Source organism: Actinomycetospora sp., from assembly GCF_055612215.1.
In genome coordinates this window covers 1-17,349 of the sequence record NZ_JBVPVA010001206.1, presented here as the reverse complement: position 1 = coordinate 17,349, position 17,349 = coordinate 1, and the positions used below count along the sequence as shown (strand labels likewise).

The following is a 17,349-nucleotide window of genomic DNA, read 5'->3' as shown; positions in this document are numbered from 1 at the left end:
CGACGGGCTGGGCAGCACGGCGCCCGGCGGCCGCGACACCGTCTCCGGCGCCGAGCTGCGCCGCCTCGCCGACGGCGTCGGCGCCTCGTTCCACACCGTGGTCGGCGACGACGTCCCCTCGACGCTGCTCGAGTTCGCCCGCGGCGCCAACGCCACCCAGCTGGTGCTCGGGACGTCGCGTCGCTCGCGGTGGGCCCGGCTGCTCGACCCCGGCATCGGCGCCCGCGCGACGGCGGACTCGGGCTCCATCGACGTGCACCTGGTGACCCACGACTACGCGGGCAGCGCGGTCCGCGGGGGCGGCCCGGGCACCCCGGCGATCCGCCGGGTTCACCTCCCGCGCAGCCGCCGGGTACTGGGCTGGCCGCTGGCGGTGCTCGCGCCGGTGCTGGCCGGGGTGCTCGGCGTCGTCGGGCGGGACCTGGTGGGCCTGCCCACCGACGTCGCCCTGTTCCTGCTGGCCACGGTCATCGTGGCCCTGGTCGGCGGCCTCGGGCCCGCGCTGCTCGCCGCCCTGCTCGGCGCGGGGCTGCTCAACTACCTGCTGACGCCGCCGCTGTACACGTTCGCGATCGCGTCCCCGGAGAACGTCGTCGCCGTCGTGGCGATGGTGCTGGTCGCCGTGCTGGTCGCGCTCGTGGTCGCGCGCGCCGACCGGCGCGCCGTCCAGGCCGCCCAGGCCCGCACCGAGGCGACCCTGCTGGCGTCGTTCGCCCGGGTCATCCTCACCCGCTCCGACCCGCTGCCCAAGCTCCTCGAGCGGGTCCGGGAGGCCTTCGGGTTCTCCTCGGTGGCGATCCTCGAGCGCGGGCCGTCCGCGGCGTGGACGGTCTCGGCCTCGGTGGGGGAGCCCGTCGTCACCCGGCCGTCCGACGCGGACGCCGACGTCGAGGTCGAGGTCGACACCGACGTGCACCTCGTCGGGGCCGGTCGGACCCTCTCGGCCGACGAGCGCCGGCTGTTCTCCTCGGTCTGCGGCCAGGCGCTGCTCGCGCTGCGCAACCGGCGGATGGCCGTCGAGGCCGTCGAGGCGCAGCGCAAGGCCGACGCGGCGGGTCTGCGCACCGCCCTGCTCTCCGCGGTCGGCCACGACCTCCGCACCCCGCTCACCACGATCAAGGCCGCAGCCGGCACGCTGCGCGACCCGACGCTGCGGGTGTCCACGGCCGACCGCCAGGAGCTGCTGGGCGTGGTCGAGGACTCCGCGGACCGGCTCGGCGGGCTCGTCGACAACCTGCTCGACTCCTCGCGGCTCGCCACCGGGGCCGTGACGCCGCTGCTGGCGCCGGTCGGGTTCGCCGAGATCGTGGCGCTGGCCCTGGGCGGGCTCGACCCCGCCGTCACGCGGGCGCTCACCGTCGACGTCCCGGAGTCCCTGCCCGACGTCCTCGCCGACGCCGGCCTGGCCGAGCGCGTGGTGGCCAACCTGCTCGACAACGCCGTGCGCCACGCCGGGGCCCAGGGCGTCGCGGTCCGGGCCAGTGCCCACGCCGAGCGGGTGGAGCTGCGGGTCGTCGACGACGGGCCCGGGGTGCCGCCGCGCGCGCGGGACAAGCTGTTCACGCCGTTCCAGCGCCTCGGGGACCGCGACACCACCACCGGGGTCGGGCTGGGCCTGCACGTCGCCCGCGGGTTCACCGAGGCGATGGGCGGGACCCTCACGCCGGAGGACACCCCGGGCGGGGGGCTGACGATGGTGATGTCCCTGCCGACGGCCGTCGTGCCCGCCGTCGACGCGGGGGAGCCGGTACCCGCCCGGTGAGCGGGGTCGTTCCGCCGACCGGTACGGGCCAAGAGATCCGCCGTGCGCCACTCGATGGCGCGCGTCACACCTCGGCGTCGGGGTCGACGAGGCCGCCGAGTGCCTGCGGCGCTACGTGGACGCCCGGGGACGGCCGGTGCCCGGCGTCGCCGAGGACGTGCTGTCCGGGCGGGTCCGGTTCGGCAGCGGCCCCGCGAGCTAGGCCGGACGCCCGACCGCGGCGTCCACCGCCGCACTCAACGCCGCCAGCTCGACCGGGCCCTCGTAGCGCTCCCCGTTGACGAACAGGGCCGGGACGTCGGTGACGCCCGCGGCCCGGGCGCCGGCCATCTGCTCCTCCACCCGGGCGACGTGGTCCCGGCCGCGGGAGCCGATCGCGCCGGCACCGGCCAGGCCCAGCCGGGCGGCATAGTCGGCGAGGTCGGCGTCGTCGAGGCGGTCCTGACGGTTGAAGAGCAGTTCGTGCATCGTCCAGAACCGGCCGGCGTCGGCCGCCGCCTCTGCGGCCAGGGCGGCCGCCATGGCGTGCGGGTTCCGGTCGACCTGGGGGAAGTGCCGGTACACCAGGGCGAGGTCCTGGTCGAACCGGTCGCGCAGCCGTTCGAGCTCGACGAAGGCCGTGCCGCACTCCGGGCTCTCGTAGTCGCCGTACTCGACGAGGACGACCGCGGCGCCGGCCGGGCCGAGGCGGTGGTCACCGGGCCCCACCGGGTCGGGGAGGGCAGGTCCGGTCACGACGATCTCCTCGGGGTGTGGGTGGGTGGTCCGGACACCACACCACGGTCGGGGCGCGCGGGCATCCTCCGCCCGTAGAGTCCGGGTGGGGCGGCGTGCAGGGGGGTCCGAGTGGAGCCGGCGGCAGACTTCCTCGCCCAGATCCTGACGGACGCCCCCCAGCCGGTGTGGGTCCTCGACGAGGGCGGACTCATCGTCTTCGCCAACCCTGCGGCCGTCGCGGCGCTCGGCTACGACGAGCCGGGCGACCTCTACCACCGACACAGTCACGACACCGTGCACCGGCTGCCCGACGGCTCGCCCTACCCCCGGGCGGTGTGCCCGATGCAGACGCCGATCAGGTCCGGGGAGCCGGCGCACGGCAAGGACGAGTGGTTCGCCCGCCGCGACGGGTCGCTGATCCCGATCGACTGGTGGGTGGCGCCCATCGCGCTCCGGACCGGGCGCGGGGCCGTGCTCGCGTTCACCGACATCTCCGAACGGCGCGCCGCCGAGCAGGTGGTGCGGGAGCGCGACGCCGCCGCGATCCGCGCGGCCGACAGCCGGGCCGCGCAGCGACGGATCGTCGAGGCCTCGGCGGTCGTCCGCCGCCAGGTCGCCCGTGACCTCCACGACGGCGCGCAGCAGTCGCTGATCAGCGTGCTCATCAGCGCCCAGCTGGCGCACGAGGAGGTGACCCGGGACCCCGACCGGGCGCGCCGACTGCTCGAGGAGACGGTCCTGCACGCCCAGGGGGCGATCGACGAGCTCCGGAGGTTGGCCGCCGGCCTCCATCCGCCGATCCTCACCCACGGCGGCCTCGTCACGGCCGTCGAGGACCTCTCGACCCGCGCGTCGGTGCCGGTGACGGTCGCGGGATCGCTCCCGGAGCGGCTCCCGGAGGTGGTCGAGATCAACGCCTACCTGTTCGTCGCCGAGGCCCTGACCAACACCGCGAAGCACGCCCGGGCCACGCGGGCGAGCGTCGTGATCGGTCTCGACGACGCGGAGCTGTCGGTCGAGGTGCGCGACGACGGCGTCGGCGGCGCCCGCGCCGGCTCCGAGGGGAGCGGCCTGTCGGGACTCGCCGACCGGCTCGATGCCCTCGGCGGCCGGATGGTCCTGCGCTCGCCGGCGGGTCGGGGGACCACGGTCCGCGCCGAGATCCCGGTGCCGCCGGTCTCCGGCTGACCGACTCCGCCCGGCGGGGCCCGGTCCCCGCCGGTGTCCGTTGATCACGGGCACGTGGGGCACGTTCGACCATGATCGAATCTGCCCCATGTGCTGTTGATCAGCGAGATCGGGCGTGCGGGGCGACCCGGCCGACCCGGAGCCGGAGGTGACGTCGATGGACAGATGACTGATGCGCGTCGTCCGCCGGGACCCGACCGTGGGACTCCCGGCGCACGAGGGTCGCCGGCCGCGACCGAGCAGAGGGAGACCCGATGGGCACGATCACCGTGGGCCGGGAGAACAGCACCACGATCGATCTCCACTACGAGGACCAGGGGAGCGGGCGGCCGGTCGTGCTGCTCCACGGCTGGCCGTTCGACGGCCGCTCGTGGGAGCCCCAGCTGCACCCGCTGCTCGCGGCCGGCCACCGCGTGGTCAACCACGACCGCCGCGGGTTCGGCCGATCGAGCGCCCCGAGCACCGGGTACGACTTCGACACCCTCGCCGCGGACCTCGACCGGCTCCTCACCGAGCTCGACCTGCGCGAGGTCGCCCTCGTCGGGTTCTCGCTCGGCACCGGCGAGCTGGCCCGGTACGTCGGCCGCTACGGCACGGACCGGCTCCGCAGCGTCGTGTTCATCGAGAGCCTCGCTCCGTCGTTCGTCAGGTCCGCCGAGAACCCGAAGGGTGTCGACGAGGCCGCCGTCGCGGGCGTCCAGCAGGCCATCCTCGACGACCGCTACGCCTGGCTCGACGGGCTCATCGGGGATTTCCTCAATCTCGACGACTACCTCGGCAAGCGGGTCAGCGAGCAGACCGTCCGCGCGCTGTGGAACGCCGGGGCCGAGGCGTCCCCGTACGCGACCTGGGCCTGCGTGCGGACCTGGCTCGACGACTACGCGGCCGACCTCCCGCGCCTCGACGTCCCCACCCTGATCCTGCACGGCACCGCGGACCGCATCCTCTCCGTCGAGGGCCAGGGACGACGCCTGCACGCCGCCCTCCCGGACGCCCGCTACGTCGAGATCGACGGTGGCCCCCACGTGCAGTGCGTGACCCACGCCGACGAGATCAACCGGGAGCTCCTCTCCTTCCTCGGCCAGGAGTAGGGCGTGTTCGAGGGCTTCACCGACCACCAGGTGCCGACCGCGCGGGGGTCCGTCCTCGCCCGCGTCGGCGGCGGCGGGCCCCCGCTGCTCCTGCTCCACGGGTATCCCCAGACCCACGTCATGTGGCACGCCGCGGTCGGTCCGCTGACCGCCGGGAACACCGTCGTCGTGGCCGACCTGCCCGGGTACGGGGCCTCGTTCCGACCGTCTCCCACACCGGACCACGAGGCCCACTCGAAGCGGGCGCTCGCGGTCGACCTGGTGGAGGTGATGGCGCGGCTGGGCCACGAGCGTTTCGCGGTGGCCGGGCACGACCGCGGCGGCCGGGTGGCCTACCGAATGGCCCTCGACCACCCCGGGCGGGTGACCGCGGTGGCCGCGTTCGACGTCGTGCCCACCGGCGACGTCTGGGCGCGTGCCGACGCGGCCCTGGCGCTCGGCTACTGGCACTGGGCGTTCCTCGCGCAGCCCGCGCCGCTGCCCGAGCGGCTCATCGGCGCCGACCCCGACGCGTTCTTCGACCACCACGTCCGGGCGCTCGGCCTCGGCGGCACGCCGGACCGCTACCCGCCCGAGCTGATGGCGACCTACCGGGGTCTGCTCGACGACCCGAGCACGGTCGAGGCGATCTGCGAGGACTACCGCGCCGGGGCCGGCGTCGACCGGGCCCACGACGACGCCGACCGCGGCCGGCGGACGATCGCGTGCCCGCTGCTGGCCCTGTGGAGCGCACGTGGCGCGCTGCCCCGCTTCTACGGCGACGTCCTCGACGTCTGGCGGCCGTGGGCCCGGGACGTGACCGGGCAGGGCATCGACGCCGGCCACTTCCTGGTCGAGGACCAGCCAAGGCAGGTGGCCGCGATCCTGTCCGACTTCCTCCGGCGGTCGGCCGACCGCGCCGGAGCACCCCAGTCCCACGCCTCACCCAGGAGCTGATCCGCGATGACCCCGACGATCGTCCTCGTCCACGGTGCCTACGCCGAGTCGGCGAGCTGGGACGGCCTGATCGAGCGGCTGCCGGGCGACGGCCGCGTGATCGCCTTCGCGAACCCGCTGCGCGGGCTCGCGTCCGACGCGGCCCTGCTCACCGACCTGGTGCGCACCCTCACCGGCCCCGTCCTGCTGGTCGGCCACTCCTACGGCGGCGCCGTGATGACCGGGGTCCCTGCCGACGCGGGGGACGTCGTCGGCCTCGTCTACGTCGCCGGCTTCGCCCTCGCCCCCGGGGAGAGCGCCGGCGACGCCTCGGCGCTCGTGCCGGGTTCGACCCTCGGCGACACCCTGGTCGCGGTGCCGCTCGCGGACGGGCGGACCGACACCTACATCGCGCAGGACCGGTACCACCACCAGTTCTGCGCCGACCTCCCGGACGAGCAGGCGGCCCGCATGGCGGTCACCCAGCGGCCGGTCACCCAGGAGGCGCTGTACGAGCCGCTCGGCGGCGAGGCGTTGTGGCGGACGGCCCCGAGCTGGTTCGTCTTCGGCTCCGAGGACCGCAACATCCCCGCCGGCGCGCACCGGATCATGGCCGACCGCGCCGGCTCCCGGGAGACCGTCGAGATCGACGGGGCGTCCCACGTCGTCGGCATCTCGCACGTGGCCGAGGTCGCGGACGTGGTCCTCGGGGCCCTGGACCGCGCCGGCGCCGCGACCTGACCCGGAGGCCACCGGGGACACGGGATGAGCAGACGCCACGGCGCCATCGCGTTCACCGACGACGTCGTCGGCGTCCGGACCGGGCAGGGCAGCCGCGCCTTCCACGCCCGCCACGAGGCCCGTCGGAGCGGGTCGGACGCCCCGGACGCGCTGACGGGACGTGAGGAGGACTTCCTCGCCGGGCGGGACGGCTTCTATCTCGCCACCGCCGGCGCGACCGGCTGGCCCGACGTCCAGTACCGCGGTGGGCCTCCCGGCTTCCTCCGGGTGATCGACGACCACACCCTCGGGTGGGCCGACGTCCGCGGGAACCCGCATGACGCCAGCACCGGCAACCTCGTCGGGAACGACCGCATGGCCCTCATCGCGACGGACTACCCGGCCCGGCGGCGCCTGGAGCTGTTCGGCCACGCCCAGGCCTTCGCCACCGACGACGAGCCCGACCTCGCCGTGGAGCTCGCGCATCCCGCCGACGACGCCGTGGTCGAGCAGGTGGTGCTGGTGTCGGTCGTGGCCTTCGACTGGAACTGCCCCCGGTACATCACCCCCCGGTACACGGCCTCCGAGATCCAGGCGCTCCTCGCTCCCCTCCACCAGCGGCTGGCGGACGCCCAGGACGAGAACGCCGAGCTCAGAGCACGCATCGACCGCATCAGGGACGACCACGAGGAGAGGCCGTGAGCACGCGCCGCACGGCCTGACCGGCGCCCACGAGCAGGAGTTCGACCGCGACCTCCTCGCCTTCCTCGCCTCCTGAGGACGAGCGACCGGACCCGTGGCCGCGGACGACTCCGCGACACGGGTGCCGGTCGGTCAGGATCTCGGGGCGCCGTGCTCGTCGACGAGCGTGGTCAGGGGCTCGCCCACCTCGACGACGTACGTCGACAGCATCCGACCGGTGTCCGGCCCGAGGTCGAGCGCGTTGTGGGGAGTGCGCGGCGGGATGAGGAAGCCCTGTCCGGTGTGCAGGGTCAGCGTGGGGCGGTCCCGGATCCTCATCTCCACGGTCCCGGCCGCGATGTAGCCGACCTCCTCGCCGGGGTGGATGTGCCACCCGGACTCGACCCCGCAGGGGATCTCGGTCAGGACCTGGACGATCTCGCGGTCGGGGATCGACGAGGGCTCGTGCTGCAGCACGGTGCGCTTGAGCGTGCTCGCCAGCCCGTCGACGGCGTCGGTGCCCGCGGCCGCGGATTCGGACGACATGTCGTGCTCCTCTTCTCCCGGGTGGTTCCCAGGCTGCGTTCCCGGTGCCCGGCGGACATCGGTGGAATGACTCCGGACGCCGGTTCACCCGTCCCGGCGGTCGAGGGCGTCGCGCAGCGCGGCCCGCCCGGTGACGGCCAGCTTCGGGAACACCCGGTACAGGTGGGCGTCGACGGTCCGGCGCGAGAGGTGGAGCCGGTCGGCGATCTGCCGGTTCGTCATCCCGGACGCGGCCAGCTCCGCCACCTCGAGCTCCTGGGCGGTGAGGGACGGCCGCCCGGCCGGCGCCCGTCCGCCGGTGCGTCCGCGCTCGTGGCCGGCGGCCCGCAGTTCGGTGCCCGCCCGGGCCACCCACGGCCGGGCACCCAGCTCGGTGAAGGTGGCGAGGGCGCGGGAGAGCTGGTCGCGGGCGGCGGTCGTCGCGCGGGCGCGTCGGAGGTGCTCGCCGTGGGCGAGCCGGATGCGGGCGAGGTCGAACGGCCACCGCTCGACGCCGGGCAGGACCAGTGCCGCCTCGTAGAGCGCCCCGGCGCGGTCGTCGGGGGCGCCCATCGCGGCGGCGCCCGCGGTGACCAGGGCCGGCCGCGGGGCGGGTGGGCACCGGCCGGCCTCGCGCGCGGCCGCCACGTGGGCGAGGGCCTCGGACGGCCGGTGGGTGCGGACGGCCGCCTCGACCAGGTCCATCGTCGGCCACGGCGCCGCCCCGGCCCGGGCCCCCGGGCTCCCGGGTGGGGTCAGCGCGACCCACTCGCGGTGGGCGTCCTCGAAGTCGCCACGCCCGAGGGCGGCCAGTGCGCGAGCCTGGGCGGCGTAGCCGACGATCCGCCGGGCGCCCCGGGGGATGCCCCACCCGGTCAGGTGGTCGGTCAGCGTGCGCAGGGCGGCCGCGTCTCCCCGGGCCGCGGCAAGGAGGGCCAGACACCGCCGTGCGGTCGCGGCCAGCAGGTGGTAGCCGCGCTCGGTGGACGCGTCGAGCGCCTCGGTGGCCAGGTCCTCGGCCGCCGCCCAGCGCCCCTCGTGGTAGGCCTGCGAGGCGAGGATCAGTAGTGCGGTGATCGCCGAGGTCACGGCCCCTCCCGAGCGCCCGTCCTCGACGACCCGCCGGAGCGCGTCGCGACAGCCCTCGCCGCGGTCGAGACGGGCGGCCGCGGCGGCGACCCGCACGATGCGCCGGGGATCGAGCTCGTCGTCCAGGCCGCGGACGGCGGCGAGGACGCGATCGACGTCCTGCGCGAGCGTGTCCGGCACCCGCGATCCGCGGCGCGCGACGATCCGGCGGAAGGCCGCCCACGGCTCGGCGCGGTCGGCGACGACGCACACCGCGTGCAGCAGGTGGAGGGCGTCGTCGACGTCGGAACCGTCCCCGCCGCCGTCGGGTGAGCCCGACTCGAGGCCCTCGACGAGCAGGCGGTGCGACGTGTCGAGGTCACCGTCCCGGTGCAGGTGCAGCGCCGCGGCGGCGACGACCGTCGACAGCGAGCCGTCCGCGCGCGGATCGGCCGCCCGCGCGGCCGTGAGCAGGCCGTGCACCCCGGCGAGATCCCCGCGGACGTCCGCTCCGAGGTAGGCGACGCGGGCCAGGTCGCGACTCCGGGCCACGTCGCGCGTCGCCCCTCGTGCGGTCACCGCGCGGCGAGCTCGGTCAGGGCGTCGCGCAGGGCGGCGCGGGAGGTGACCTCCAGCTTGGGGAACACCTGGTAGAGGCGGGCCGAGACGGTGCGCGGGGAGACGTGGACCCGCTGGGCGATCTGCTTGTTGGTGAGCCCGGTGGCGGCGAGTGAGGCGATCTGGTGCTCGTCCGGCGTCAGCGTCGGCCGCCGGTGCCGGCCGCCTCGGGACACGTCCACCCTCGACCCGACGGCCCGCAGATCCCGTCGGCACCGCGCGGTCCAGGGCTCGGCGGCGAGCCGGTCGAAGGTCGCGAGCGCACTCTCGAGGTGCCGCCGGGCCCGAGCGGTCCGTCGGTGCCGGCGCAGGTGGGAGCCGTAGGCCAGCTCGATCCGGGCGTGGTCGAAGGCCCACCGCTCGCCGCCCGGCACGGCCAGCGCCGCCTCGAACAGGTCGGCGGCGGCGCCCCCGGAGCTCCCTGAGCTCCCGGAGCCCTCGGCGACCGCGTGCGCGCCGAGGACCAGCATCGCGAACCGGTCGGACCGCACGGCGAGGGGCGCCTCCCGCATCGCGCGGGCGTGGCGCGCCGCGTCGTCGGCCCGCCCGGTGCGGTGGGCCGCCTCGACGAGGTCCGTCGCCACGGCGAGCGCGGTGTGGTCGTGCGCGGGCAGCGAGCCGGCGGGGGCCACCGCGCTCGCGTGCCGGTAGGCCCGCTCGGGATCGTCGTCGGCCAGGGCCGCCAACGCCGACACGTGGTGCGCCGCCGAGCCCGGGCCTGCCCCGCCGGCCGTCGTGGCGACGAAGGCCGTGGCCGTGGCGCGGTCTCCCCGCGCGGCCGCGATGAGCGCCCGGACGAGGCGGAACGGAGCGGCGAGCTGCCCGTGGCCGTGGCGCGCGCAGAGGGCGGCGCCCTCGTCCGCCAGCCGGACGCACTCGTCCCACTGCCCGGTGACGACGTCGTCGGCACACAGCAGCGCGAGCGCCCGGACGGCCCAGGGCACGGCGCTCCCGGCCCGGCCGCCGTCGACCACCGTCCAGAGCGCGACCCGGCACGGCGAGCCGCGGCCGACGACGGAGGCCGCGGAGGCGATCCGCACGATGCGGGCGGGATCGGTCTCCGTCCAGAGCCGGCGGATCCCGCGGTCCAGGTGCTCGACCGCGGTCGCGCTCACCCGCGCGGGATCGGACCGGACGGCCAGCACCGCCTCGTCGACGTGGGCCGGGTCCTCGATGAGCATCCGGAGTCTCCCGATCGTCGCGTCCTCGCGAGGCCGGTCGGTGTCGACCGGCTCCTCCGTCAGCGTGGCGCAGCGCGGGAGGGAACGCTGTCGGGCGGGCACGGCCGGGGCCCACGGGCCCACCCGCCGGGTGCCTGGGTGCAGACCCGTGGGCCGGGCGCGCGGCCGGAGCAGCGGGGTACGCCGGAGTCAGTGCCGCAGGTAGCGCAGGACGGCGACGACCCGCCGGTGGTTCTCCGCCTCGGAGGGCAGGAGGCCGAGCTTGGTGAAGATGCCGCTGACGTGCCGCTCCACCGTCGGCACCGTGACGGCCAGGGCCTCGGCGATGGCCGTGTTCGACCGGCCCTCTGCCATGAGGGCCAGCACCCGACGCTCCCGGGGCGTGAGGTCGTCCAGGGGGCTGGCGGCCCGCCGGCGTCCGACCAGCCGGGCGATGACGTCGCGGTCCAGCGCCGACTGGCCCGCGGCGACGCTGCGCACGGCCTCCAGGAGCGTCGTCCGGTCGGCCACGCGTTCCTTCAGCAGGTAGCCGACCCCGTCGGCCCGCTCCCCGACCAGGTCGAGCACGAAGCGGTCCTCGAGGAACTGGGACAGCACGATCACGCCCATGTCCGGGAAGCGCCGGCGGATCTCGACGGCCGCCCGCAACCCGTCGTCGGCGCCGCCGGGTGGCATCCGGATGTCGGTGATGACGACGTCCGGCTCGTGGTCCTGCGCCTGCCGGACCAGGTCGACGGCGTCGACGGCCACGCCGACGACGGTGAGCCCGGCGCTCTCGAGCATCCGGACGATCCCCTCGCGCACCAGCGCCTGGTCCTCCGCGACCACCAGACGCAGGGGCGGCTCCACGGCTCGCACCCTAGTCGCCGGCGGGACCCCCTCCGGGCTCCGCGCCTGCCCCGGCGAGGCCGTCGCGGCGTGCCGGTGCGCTAGCCTGCGGCCGTGACCAGGGCTTCGGGCTCGGTGCGCCCCACGCCCGGTCTGGTGCTCGTGGTGGACGACAACGCCGGTTTCCGCGGTCTGGCCGCCCGCGTCCTTCACGGGTGGGGCTACGAGGTCATCGAGGCCGGCACCGTGGCCGACGCCGTCTCGTGCGTCGAGCAGCGTCGACCCGCCACCGTGCTCGTCGACATCGCCCTCCCCGACGGTGACGGGTTCGGGCTCACCCGGCGGCTCGTGGCCCTGCCGTGGCCGCCGCGGGTCGTCCTGATCTCCACCGACGCGGACGCGGGGAACCGGTCCGCCGCCCACCGTGCCGGCGCGGTCGGTTTCCTCCCGAAGGACGAGCTGCTCGGCGGGGCGCTGCCGGGACTGATCAGCGGTTAGGAGCCGAGCGCGACGACCAGCCACATCAGGCCCGCTCCCAGGACCGTGAGGAGGACCGTCGCCCTCGCGGGGTGGGCCGCGTGCGCCTCGGGCAGGACGTTGGCCGTGGCGATGTACAGCAGCACCCCGGCGAAGTAGCCGAGGTAGAGACCGACGACGGCGGGCGGGAACGCGATCGCGGTGCCGATGACCGCGCCGACGACCGGGGCCACGGCGTCGAGGCCGAGCAGGACGAACGCCCGTCGTCGGGAGTTGCCGTACAGCTCGGTGAGGGTGAACGTGTTGAAGCCGTCGGCGAGGTCGTGCGCGATCACCGCGATCGTCACGGCGACCCCGATGCCGGTGCCGCCCTGGAACGCCGCACCGATCCCGACGCCGTCGAGCGTGCTGTGCAGGACGAGACCGCCCGCGGCGGTCAGGCCGATCCGCTCGAGGCCGTGGTCGTGGGGGTGGTCGTGACCGTGTCCGTGGTGGTGCGCGCCGTGGCGCAGCGCGATCCGCTCGCCCACGTGCAGGGACAGGAAACCGGCCACGGCCGTGAGCGCCGCGGCCGGCGGACCGAACCCGGGGTGGGGCGCGAGCTCGAGCGCCTCGGGCAGCAGGTCGAAGAACACCACCCCGAGCATCACCCCGGCCGCGAGGCCGAGGACCAGGTGGCGCTCGTCGCGCAGCCGGACGGCTACTGCACCGCCGGCGAGGGTCGCCAGGAACGATCCGAGCGCCGCGAGGATGGCCACGGGCGCCACTCTCCCGTACGGCGGTCGGAGCCCTCCGGGCGCTCCGGGACGCGGACGGCGGTGGGTCAGAGCTCGTAGCCCCGCTCGAGCAGCATCGCCGCGGACCGGCGGTTCGCCGCCGGTGTCATGGCCTCGCTGCCCAGGGCCGAGTTCACCCGGTTGGCGATCTCCAGCACGGCGGCCGCGTGGGCCGCCTCCCGGACGGCGTCGTCGCCGATGCCGGCCTCGCGCAGCGTCGCCACGTCGGTGGGGGACAGGCCGTCGGGGTCGTGGGAGAGCCGGCGCAGGAACGCCGTCATGGCGGGGAGGGCGGGCCCGACCTCGCCCGGGACCTCGCCGACGTGGTCCACGACGGCGCCGACCGTGGGCTCCCCGAGGCAGTCGACGGCGATCCGGCGGTGCACCCCGGAGCAGTGGCCACAGGCGTTGCCGGCGGAGACCGCGGCGCCGAAGAGCTCCCGCTCGCCGACCGTCCAGTGCCCCGGCCCCCGGAGCACCGCCTGGCAGTAGCGCCCGAACGGCGTGCCGAAGAACGCGGGCCGGAAGAGCAGGATCGTGGCGAACCCGGGTGCGGCGCCCCTCGTGAGGAGCGGGAGCGCGCGCAGCATCACCCGGGCCCGCAGTCCCCGCCCGCGCCGGATCGCCCGCAGCCGGATCACGGGGCCTCCGCGAGCAGTGCCTCGACCGTGCGCAGCCGGGCCGCGCCCGCCGCGACCGCCACGGCCACGACGCACTCGAACACGGCGTCCTCGCCGTGCTCGACGGCGAGCGCCGTGATCTCGTCGTCGGTCACCGCGAGGCCGCCGTCGGCGACCTTCGCCGCCAGCGTCGCCCACGGCTCGGGCGGGGGGTCCCCGGCGACGAGGGCCGTGCGGACCTCGCGCGCCAGGACCCCGGGACCGTCCGCGACGGCGGCGACCAGTTCCCGGAGGCGCCGGTCGCGCAGCCCGGCGAGATCGGACGTCGACGACTCCTCGTGCCTGCTCCGCGGTGTGATCACACGCGGCAGGTTGCCATGCACCGGGGCGGCAGGATTCGTCCGATCGCGAACCGGGCACTGTGGGCCGATGACGACCCCGGCGCCGGCCGAGCAGCGGGACCGCCCGTCGGGTCGGGGTCGGGGTCGGGTCGCGCTCGCCCTCGGCGCGGGCGCCGGCGCCGCCGCGGTCGTCGTGCTCACCCTCGGGCTGCCGACGGGCCGGACGTTCGGCGTGGAGGACAACGGCGACGGCTACCGCCTCTACTGCGACATGGGCCTGATCGCCCGCACCGTCGACCGCGTCGCCGCGTGGAAGGGCGGCGTCATCACGGACTACACCCTGGGCGCCCCGACCTGCGGCGCGTCGACGCCCTCCTCGGCCGGGCTGGTGCTGCGTGGCGCGACCCTCGGCGCCGACGGCACGTTCGCGCTGATCACCCTGGCCTGGTGGTACACGGCGCTCGTCGGCCTCGTCGTCGCCCTCGCCGCCTGGGCGGCCTCGGCATCGGGACTGCGCCGCGCCGCGGTGCTCGTCGTGCCCGTCGCCCCGCTGGCCCTGCCGGCGTTCGCCCGGTTCTTCGTCTCGACCTACGGAGAGCCGGCCGGGCTGCTCGGCACCCTCGCGGTGGCGTGCGGCGTCGCCGCGCTGCTGGTGACCGGCCCCGATCAGCGGGCCGGCCGCACCGTCGCCCTGCTCCTGGTCGCGTTCGGCGGGGCGTTCGCCGCGACCGCGAAGGTGGCCTACCTGCCGGTCCTCGTCGTGGCGGTCGTCGTGTGCGCGGGGGTGACCGTCGGGCGCCGTCGCCCGCGCCGGCTCGTCGGTCCCGCGATCGCCGTGGTCACGGTGCTGGGGGTGGCCGTGCCGGTCGGGGCCGCCGTCGGGTTCCAGGACCGGATCTACGGGGGCGCGAACGTCCACGACGTCGTGTTCACCCTCGCCCTGCCCGAGCTGGGGCCGGGCGCGACGGGCGAGCTCGGCCTGCCGCCCCAGGCCGCGACGCTCCTCGGTGCCGGCTTCTTCAGCCCGACGCGGCCCCCGACGGGGGCCTGGTGGGTCACGGCCATCCGGGACCGGCCCGACGCCACGCGCGACGCCGCGTACGTCGCGCTCGTCCGTCACCCGGACGCCCTGGCGCGCGCGCTCGGGGTCGGTCTGCAGGCGACGACGCGCGCCGACCTGCCCTACCTCGCGTCCGGCCCGGGCGACCCGACGCGACCGTCGCCCTACCAGGGCGACCAGGGCTGGTCGGGCTCCCGCGAGCCCGATCTGCGGACCGTCCTCGACGCGACGGACCGCCCGGCGTGGCTCCCCACCGCGCTCGTGCTGCTCGCCCTCGCCGCGGCGGCGAGCACCCCGCTGTGGCGACGTCGGGCGCCGGTCGCCGCGCGCTGGTGCCTGGCCGCGGGACTCGGCGCGGCCACCGCCCTCGGCCTCGTGGTCATGGCGGTGCTGGGCGACGGCTACTTCGAGGTGTTCAAGCACGTGTGGCTCGCGGCCTACCTGCTGCTGGTCAGCGGGCTGTGCCTGCTCGGCGCGCTCGGTGCCCTCGGGGCGGAGCTCGTCCGGCGTCGGTCGTGACCTACGACGTCATCGACCTGGTGGCCCCCGAGCGGTGTGCTCGGGGCATGGACGACGCCCGCATCCCCGGACGCTACGACGCGAGCGTGCGGGTGGTGATCCGGCTCGACGCGCTGCTCTCCGCCGCCCTGGCCCTGGTGGCCGTGCTCAGCCCCGTCGTGATCGTAATGCCGTTGCCACCGCGGGTGACGACCGGTCTCGGGCTCGCCGCCCTCGCAGCGGCGCTGGTGCTGGCGGCCCTCGGCGCGGTCACGGCGGTCCTGCTGACGCTGCGGACGCGTGCCGGGCACGGGCACGTCCCGCCCGGTCTGCGGCTGCCGCTCCCGGCCGCGATGCGACCCGACCTGGGGAACGGCGCCGGCCCGGCTGCGCCGGTGCGGTCCTCGCGTCGGCCCGGGAGGACGCACGCCCGCGGCTAGGCTCGCGACGGTGGAGGAGCAGGGGCCGCACCGGGTCGTGGCGCTGGCCCTGCCCGCGGTCGTGGCGTTCGACCTCTCGATCGCGGCCCAGATCTTCGGGCACCGCGACGAGCGCTCCCGCTACTCGTTCTCGGTGTGCTCGTCCGAGCCGGGACCGCTCCCCACGTCGACCGGGTTCGACATCGACGTCGTCCACGGACTCGACGCCCTCGCCGACGCCCGGACGGTGGTCGTCCCCGGATTCCATCCCCTCGACGCGCCCGACGACGCGAGCCTCGGAGCGCTGCGGGGCGCCGCCGCCCGGGGCGCCCGCATCGCCTCTGTGTGCGTCGGCGCGTTCGCGGTGGCCGAGGCCGGTCTGCTGGACGGCCGGGCCGCGACGACGCACTGGGAGTACGCCGCGGACTTCCGCGCCCGCTTCCCGAGGGTCCGTCTCAACCCGGACGTCCTCTACGTGGACGAGGGCCAGGTCCTGACCAGCGCCGGGATCTCGGCGGGCATCGACCTGTGTCTGCACCTGGTGCGCCAGGACCACGGGGAGCGGGTGGCCGCCGACGTCGCGCGCCGCATGGTGGTCGCGACCCACCGGACGGGAGGCCAGACCCAGTACGCCGCCCGGCCGATGCCCGCGGACGGCGGGCTCGGCCCGACCCGCGAGTGGGCGATCGCGGAGATGGCGCGGCCGCTGACGGTGCGGCACCTCGCCCGCCACGCCGGGCTGCCGGTCCGCACGTTCGCGAGGCAGTTCCACGACGAGGTCGATGCGAGCCCGATGCGGTGGTTGACCGCGCAACGGGTCCGGGAGGCCGCGCGGTTGCTCGAGGCGACCTCCCTGGGTGTCGACGAGGTCGCCGAGCGGTGCGGGTTCGGGAGCGCCGCCACGCTGCGCGTCCACTTCGCCCGCGAGTTGGGCGCCACCCCCAGCACCTACCGGCGACGGCACCGGTACCGCGGGGAGTGAGCTGGCCGAACCCGAGCGTTCCGCGGCCGCGATGCCCCTCACCGGCGGCCCGGCGACGGACGACCATCGTCGTCGTGACCGACTTCGAGGACCTGCTCGCCAACAACGCCCGCTTCGCCCGGACCGACGCCAAGGACCGGGTCCCGGCGATCCCGTTCCTGCCTCACAAGCAGGTCTACGTCATCACGTGCATCGACCCGCGCGTGGACCCGAGTGACGTCTTCGGGCTGGCCCTCGGCGACGCCATCGTCGCCCGCAACGTCGGCGGCCGGGTCACCGACGCCGTGCTCGCCGACCTGGCCTGGATCAGCTACCTCCACGAGACCAGGACCCCCGACGCCCCGTGGTTCGAGGTGGCCGTCGTGCACCACACCGACTGCGGATCGGGTCTGATGGCCGACGACGAGCTGCGCCACGGCTTCGTCGCCCGCGGCTTCGACGACGTCGCCCTGAAGCGCACCGCGGTGCTCGACCCGGCCGACACCGTGCCGGGCGACGTCCAGCGCATCCTCGAGGCGGAGACGGTCTCCGAGAACGTCGCGGTGTCCGGCTGGTCCTACGACGTGGCGACGGGTCTGGTCTCACCGGTGGTGCCGTCGACCCGCGGTCGTCAGCGGAGCGGCTGAGGGGGAGCACCGCACCGAGGAGCGATCCCGGGATCGCGCTCGGCGGTGGGCCGTGAGTGTCGGGGGGTCGCGCTAGCTTTCGCACATGAGTTCGAACAACGGGGTCGGGGCGGGTGACACGGTCAGTGTGGAGCTGGCCGCGATGCTCGCCCGCCTCGGCGAGCTCGCCGACGCTGCGGTCGACGACGCCGCGGTCGTCGCGGCGGCGCGGGTCGACCGGATCGCGCTCCTCGAACGGATCCGCGCTGGTGTGTCC

The 17,349-nt window shown here is 75.9% G+C and carries 19 protein-coding genes; 11 read left to right on the top strand and 8 right to left on the bottom strand.

The window, feature by feature from the left end; all coding sequences use genetic code 11:
• Positions 1-1,762: DUF4118 domain-containing protein (locus AC0CYZ_RS32265; RefSeq protein ID WP_472222462.1), on the top strand; the 1,762-nt coding region annotated here is incomplete at its 5' end.
• A gap of 198 nt (positions 1,763-1,960) precedes the next feature.
• Here AC0CYZ_RS32265 and AC0CYZ_RS32260 read toward each other — a convergent pair.
• Positions 1,961-2,497, bottom strand: coding sequence for a DsbA family protein (locus AC0CYZ_RS32260; RefSeq protein WP_472222460.1), 537 nt, complete (start codon positions 2,495-2,497; stop codon positions 1,961-1,963).
• A gap of 111 nt (positions 2,498-2,608) precedes the next feature.
• On the opposite strand from AC0CYZ_RS32260, the gene AC0CYZ_RS32255 reads away from it, so the two are divergent.
• From AC0CYZ_RS32255 to AC0CYZ_RS32235, 5 genes are all read left to right on the top strand, one after another.
• Positions 2,609-3,667, top strand: a complete 1,059-nt coding sequence (locus AC0CYZ_RS32255) for a PAS domain-containing sensor histidine kinase (RefSeq protein ID WP_472222458.1) — start codon at positions 2,609-2,611, stop codon at positions 3,665-3,667.
• A gap of 254 nt (positions 3,668-3,921) precedes the next feature.
• Complete coding sequence (locus AC0CYZ_RS32250) at positions 3,922-4,758, top strand: alpha/beta fold hydrolase (RefSeq protein ID WP_472222456.1); 837 nt, start codon at positions 3,922-3,924, stop codon at positions 4,756-4,758.
• 3 nt (positions 4,759-4,761) lie between these two features.
• Entirely contained in the window at positions 4,762-5,694 is a 933-nt protein-coding gene (locus AC0CYZ_RS32245; RefSeq protein ID WP_472222454.1) for an alpha/beta fold hydrolase, read from the top strand.
• Between the two features lie 6 nt (positions 5,695-5,700).
• A complete protein-coding gene (locus AC0CYZ_RS32240; protein ID WP_472222452.1) occupies positions 5,701-6,414 on the top strand; it encodes an alpha/beta fold hydrolase in 714 nt (237 codons plus the stop codon).
• Positions 6,415-6,438: 24 nt separating this feature from the next.
• Positions 6,439-7,095 carry a pyridoxamine 5'-phosphate oxidase family protein gene (locus tag AC0CYZ_RS32235; RefSeq protein WP_472222450.1) on the top strand — a complete coding sequence of 219 codons (657 nt, stop codon included), beginning with the start codon at positions 6,439-6,441 and terminating at the stop codon, positions 7,093-7,095.
• A gap of 132 nt (positions 7,096-7,227) precedes the next feature.
• Here AC0CYZ_RS32235 and AC0CYZ_RS32230 read toward each other — a convergent pair whose 3' ends face one another.
• From AC0CYZ_RS32230 to AC0CYZ_RS32215, 4 genes are all read right to left on the bottom strand, one after another.
• Positions 7,228-7,620, bottom strand: coding sequence for a cupin domain-containing protein (locus AC0CYZ_RS32230; protein ID WP_472222448.1), 393 nt, complete (start codon positions 7,618-7,620; stop codon positions 7,228-7,230).
• A gap of 84 nt (positions 7,621-7,704) precedes the next feature.
• Positions 7,705-9,219, bottom strand: coding sequence for a LuxR C-terminal-related transcriptional regulator (locus AC0CYZ_RS32225; RefSeq protein WP_472222446.1), 1,515 nt, complete (start codon positions 9,217-9,219; stop codon positions 7,705-7,707).
• Between the two features lie 23 nt (positions 9,220-9,242).
• Positions 9,243-10,466 carry a LuxR C-terminal-related transcriptional regulator gene (locus AC0CYZ_RS32220; protein WP_472222444.1) on the bottom strand — a complete coding sequence of 408 codons (1,224 nt, stop codon included), beginning with the start codon at positions 10,464-10,466 and terminating at the stop codon, positions 9,243-9,245.
• Positions 10,467-10,655: 189 nt separating this feature from the next.
• Positions 10,656-11,315 (bottom strand): response regulator, encoded by a 660-nt coding sequence (locus AC0CYZ_RS32215; protein ID WP_472222442.1) that lies wholly within the window; start codon positions 11,313-11,315, stop codon positions 10,656-10,658.
• Between the two features lie 93 nt (positions 11,316-11,408).
• Here AC0CYZ_RS32215 and AC0CYZ_RS32210 point away from each other — a divergent pair, with 93 nt between their 5' ends.
• On the top strand, positions 11,409-11,792 hold the full coding sequence (locus AC0CYZ_RS32210; RefSeq protein WP_472222440.1) for a response regulator: 384 nt from the start codon (positions 11,409-11,411) through the stop codon (positions 11,790-11,792).
• Here the strand turns inward: AC0CYZ_RS32210 and AC0CYZ_RS32205 are convergent.
• The 3 genes from AC0CYZ_RS32205 to AC0CYZ_RS32195 form a co-directional block, all read right to left on the bottom strand.
• Positions 11,789-12,529: a ZIP family metal transporter gene (locus AC0CYZ_RS32205; protein WP_472222438.1), complete on the bottom strand. Its 741-nt coding sequence runs from the start codon at positions 12,527-12,529 to the stop codon at positions 11,789-11,791. The genes AC0CYZ_RS32210 and AC0CYZ_RS32205 overlap by 4 nt on opposite strands.
• Before the next feature lie 65 nt (positions 12,530-12,594).
• Positions 12,595-13,188 (bottom strand): carboxymuconolactone decarboxylase family protein, encoded by a 594-nt coding sequence (locus AC0CYZ_RS32200; protein ID WP_472222436.1) that lies wholly within the window; start codon positions 13,186-13,188, stop codon positions 12,595-12,597.
• Positions 13,185-13,529: a hypothetical protein gene (locus AC0CYZ_RS32195; protein WP_472222434.1), complete on the bottom strand. Its 345-nt coding sequence runs from the start codon at positions 13,527-13,529 to the stop codon at positions 13,185-13,187. The genes AC0CYZ_RS32200 and AC0CYZ_RS32195 overlap by 4 nt, the downstream gene beginning before the upstream one ends.
• Positions 13,530-13,596: 67 nt before the next feature.
• On the opposite strand from AC0CYZ_RS32195, the gene wsfD reads away from it, so the two are divergent.
• From wsfD to AC0CYZ_RS32175, 4 genes are all read left to right on the top strand, one after another.
• Positions 13,597-15,087, top strand: a complete 1,491-nt coding sequence (wsfD, locus tag AC0CYZ_RS32190; RefSeq protein WP_472222432.1) for a glycan biosynthesis hexose transferase WsfD — start codon at positions 13,597-13,599, stop codon at positions 15,085-15,087.
• Positions 15,084-15,506: a hypothetical protein gene (locus AC0CYZ_RS32185; protein WP_472222430.1), complete on the top strand. Its 423-nt coding sequence runs from the start codon at positions 15,084-15,086 to the stop codon at positions 15,504-15,506. The genes wsfD and AC0CYZ_RS32185 overlap by 4 nt, the downstream gene beginning before the upstream one ends.
• A gap of 10 nt (positions 15,507-15,516) precedes the next feature.
• Positions 15,517-16,467, top strand: coding sequence for a GlxA family transcriptional regulator (locus tag AC0CYZ_RS32180; RefSeq protein WP_472222428.1), 951 nt, complete (start codon positions 15,517-15,519; stop codon positions 16,465-16,467).
• Positions 16,468-16,541: 74 nt separating this feature from the next.
• Positions 16,542-17,093: a carbonic anhydrase gene (locus AC0CYZ_RS32175; RefSeq protein WP_472222426.1), complete on the top strand. Its 552-nt coding sequence runs from the start codon at positions 16,542-16,544 to the stop codon at positions 17,091-17,093.
• The last annotated feature ends 256 nt before the right edge of the window (positions 17,094-17,349 follow it).

What these genes read in the sequence shown, in the direction of transcription:
- AC0CYZ_RS32250 (WP_472222456.1), top strand. Translation starts at nt 3,922, where the DNA reads ATGGGCACGATCACCGTGGGCCGGGAGAACAGCACCACGATCGATCTC.
- AC0CYZ_RS32240 (WP_472222452.1), top strand. Translation starts at nt 5,701, where the DNA reads ATGACCCCGACGATCGTCCTCGTCCACGGTGCCTACGCCGAGTCGGCG.
- AC0CYZ_RS32235 (WP_472222450.1), top strand. Translation starts at nt 6,439, where the DNA reads ATGAGCAGACGCCACGGCGCCATCGCGTTCACCGACGACGTCGTCGGC.
- AC0CYZ_RS32230 (WP_472222448.1), bottom strand. Translation starts at nt 7,620, where the DNA reads ATGTCGTCCGAATCCGCGGCCGCGGGCACCGACGCCGTCGACGGGCTG.
- AC0CYZ_RS32220 (WP_472222444.1), bottom strand. Translation starts at nt 10,466, where the DNA reads ATGCTCATCGAGGACCCGGCCCACGTCGACGAGGCGGTGCTGGCCGTC.
- wsfD (WP_472222432.1), top strand. Translation starts at nt 13,597, where the DNA reads ATGACGACCCCGGCGCCGGCCGAGCAGCGGGACCGCCCGTCGGGTCGG.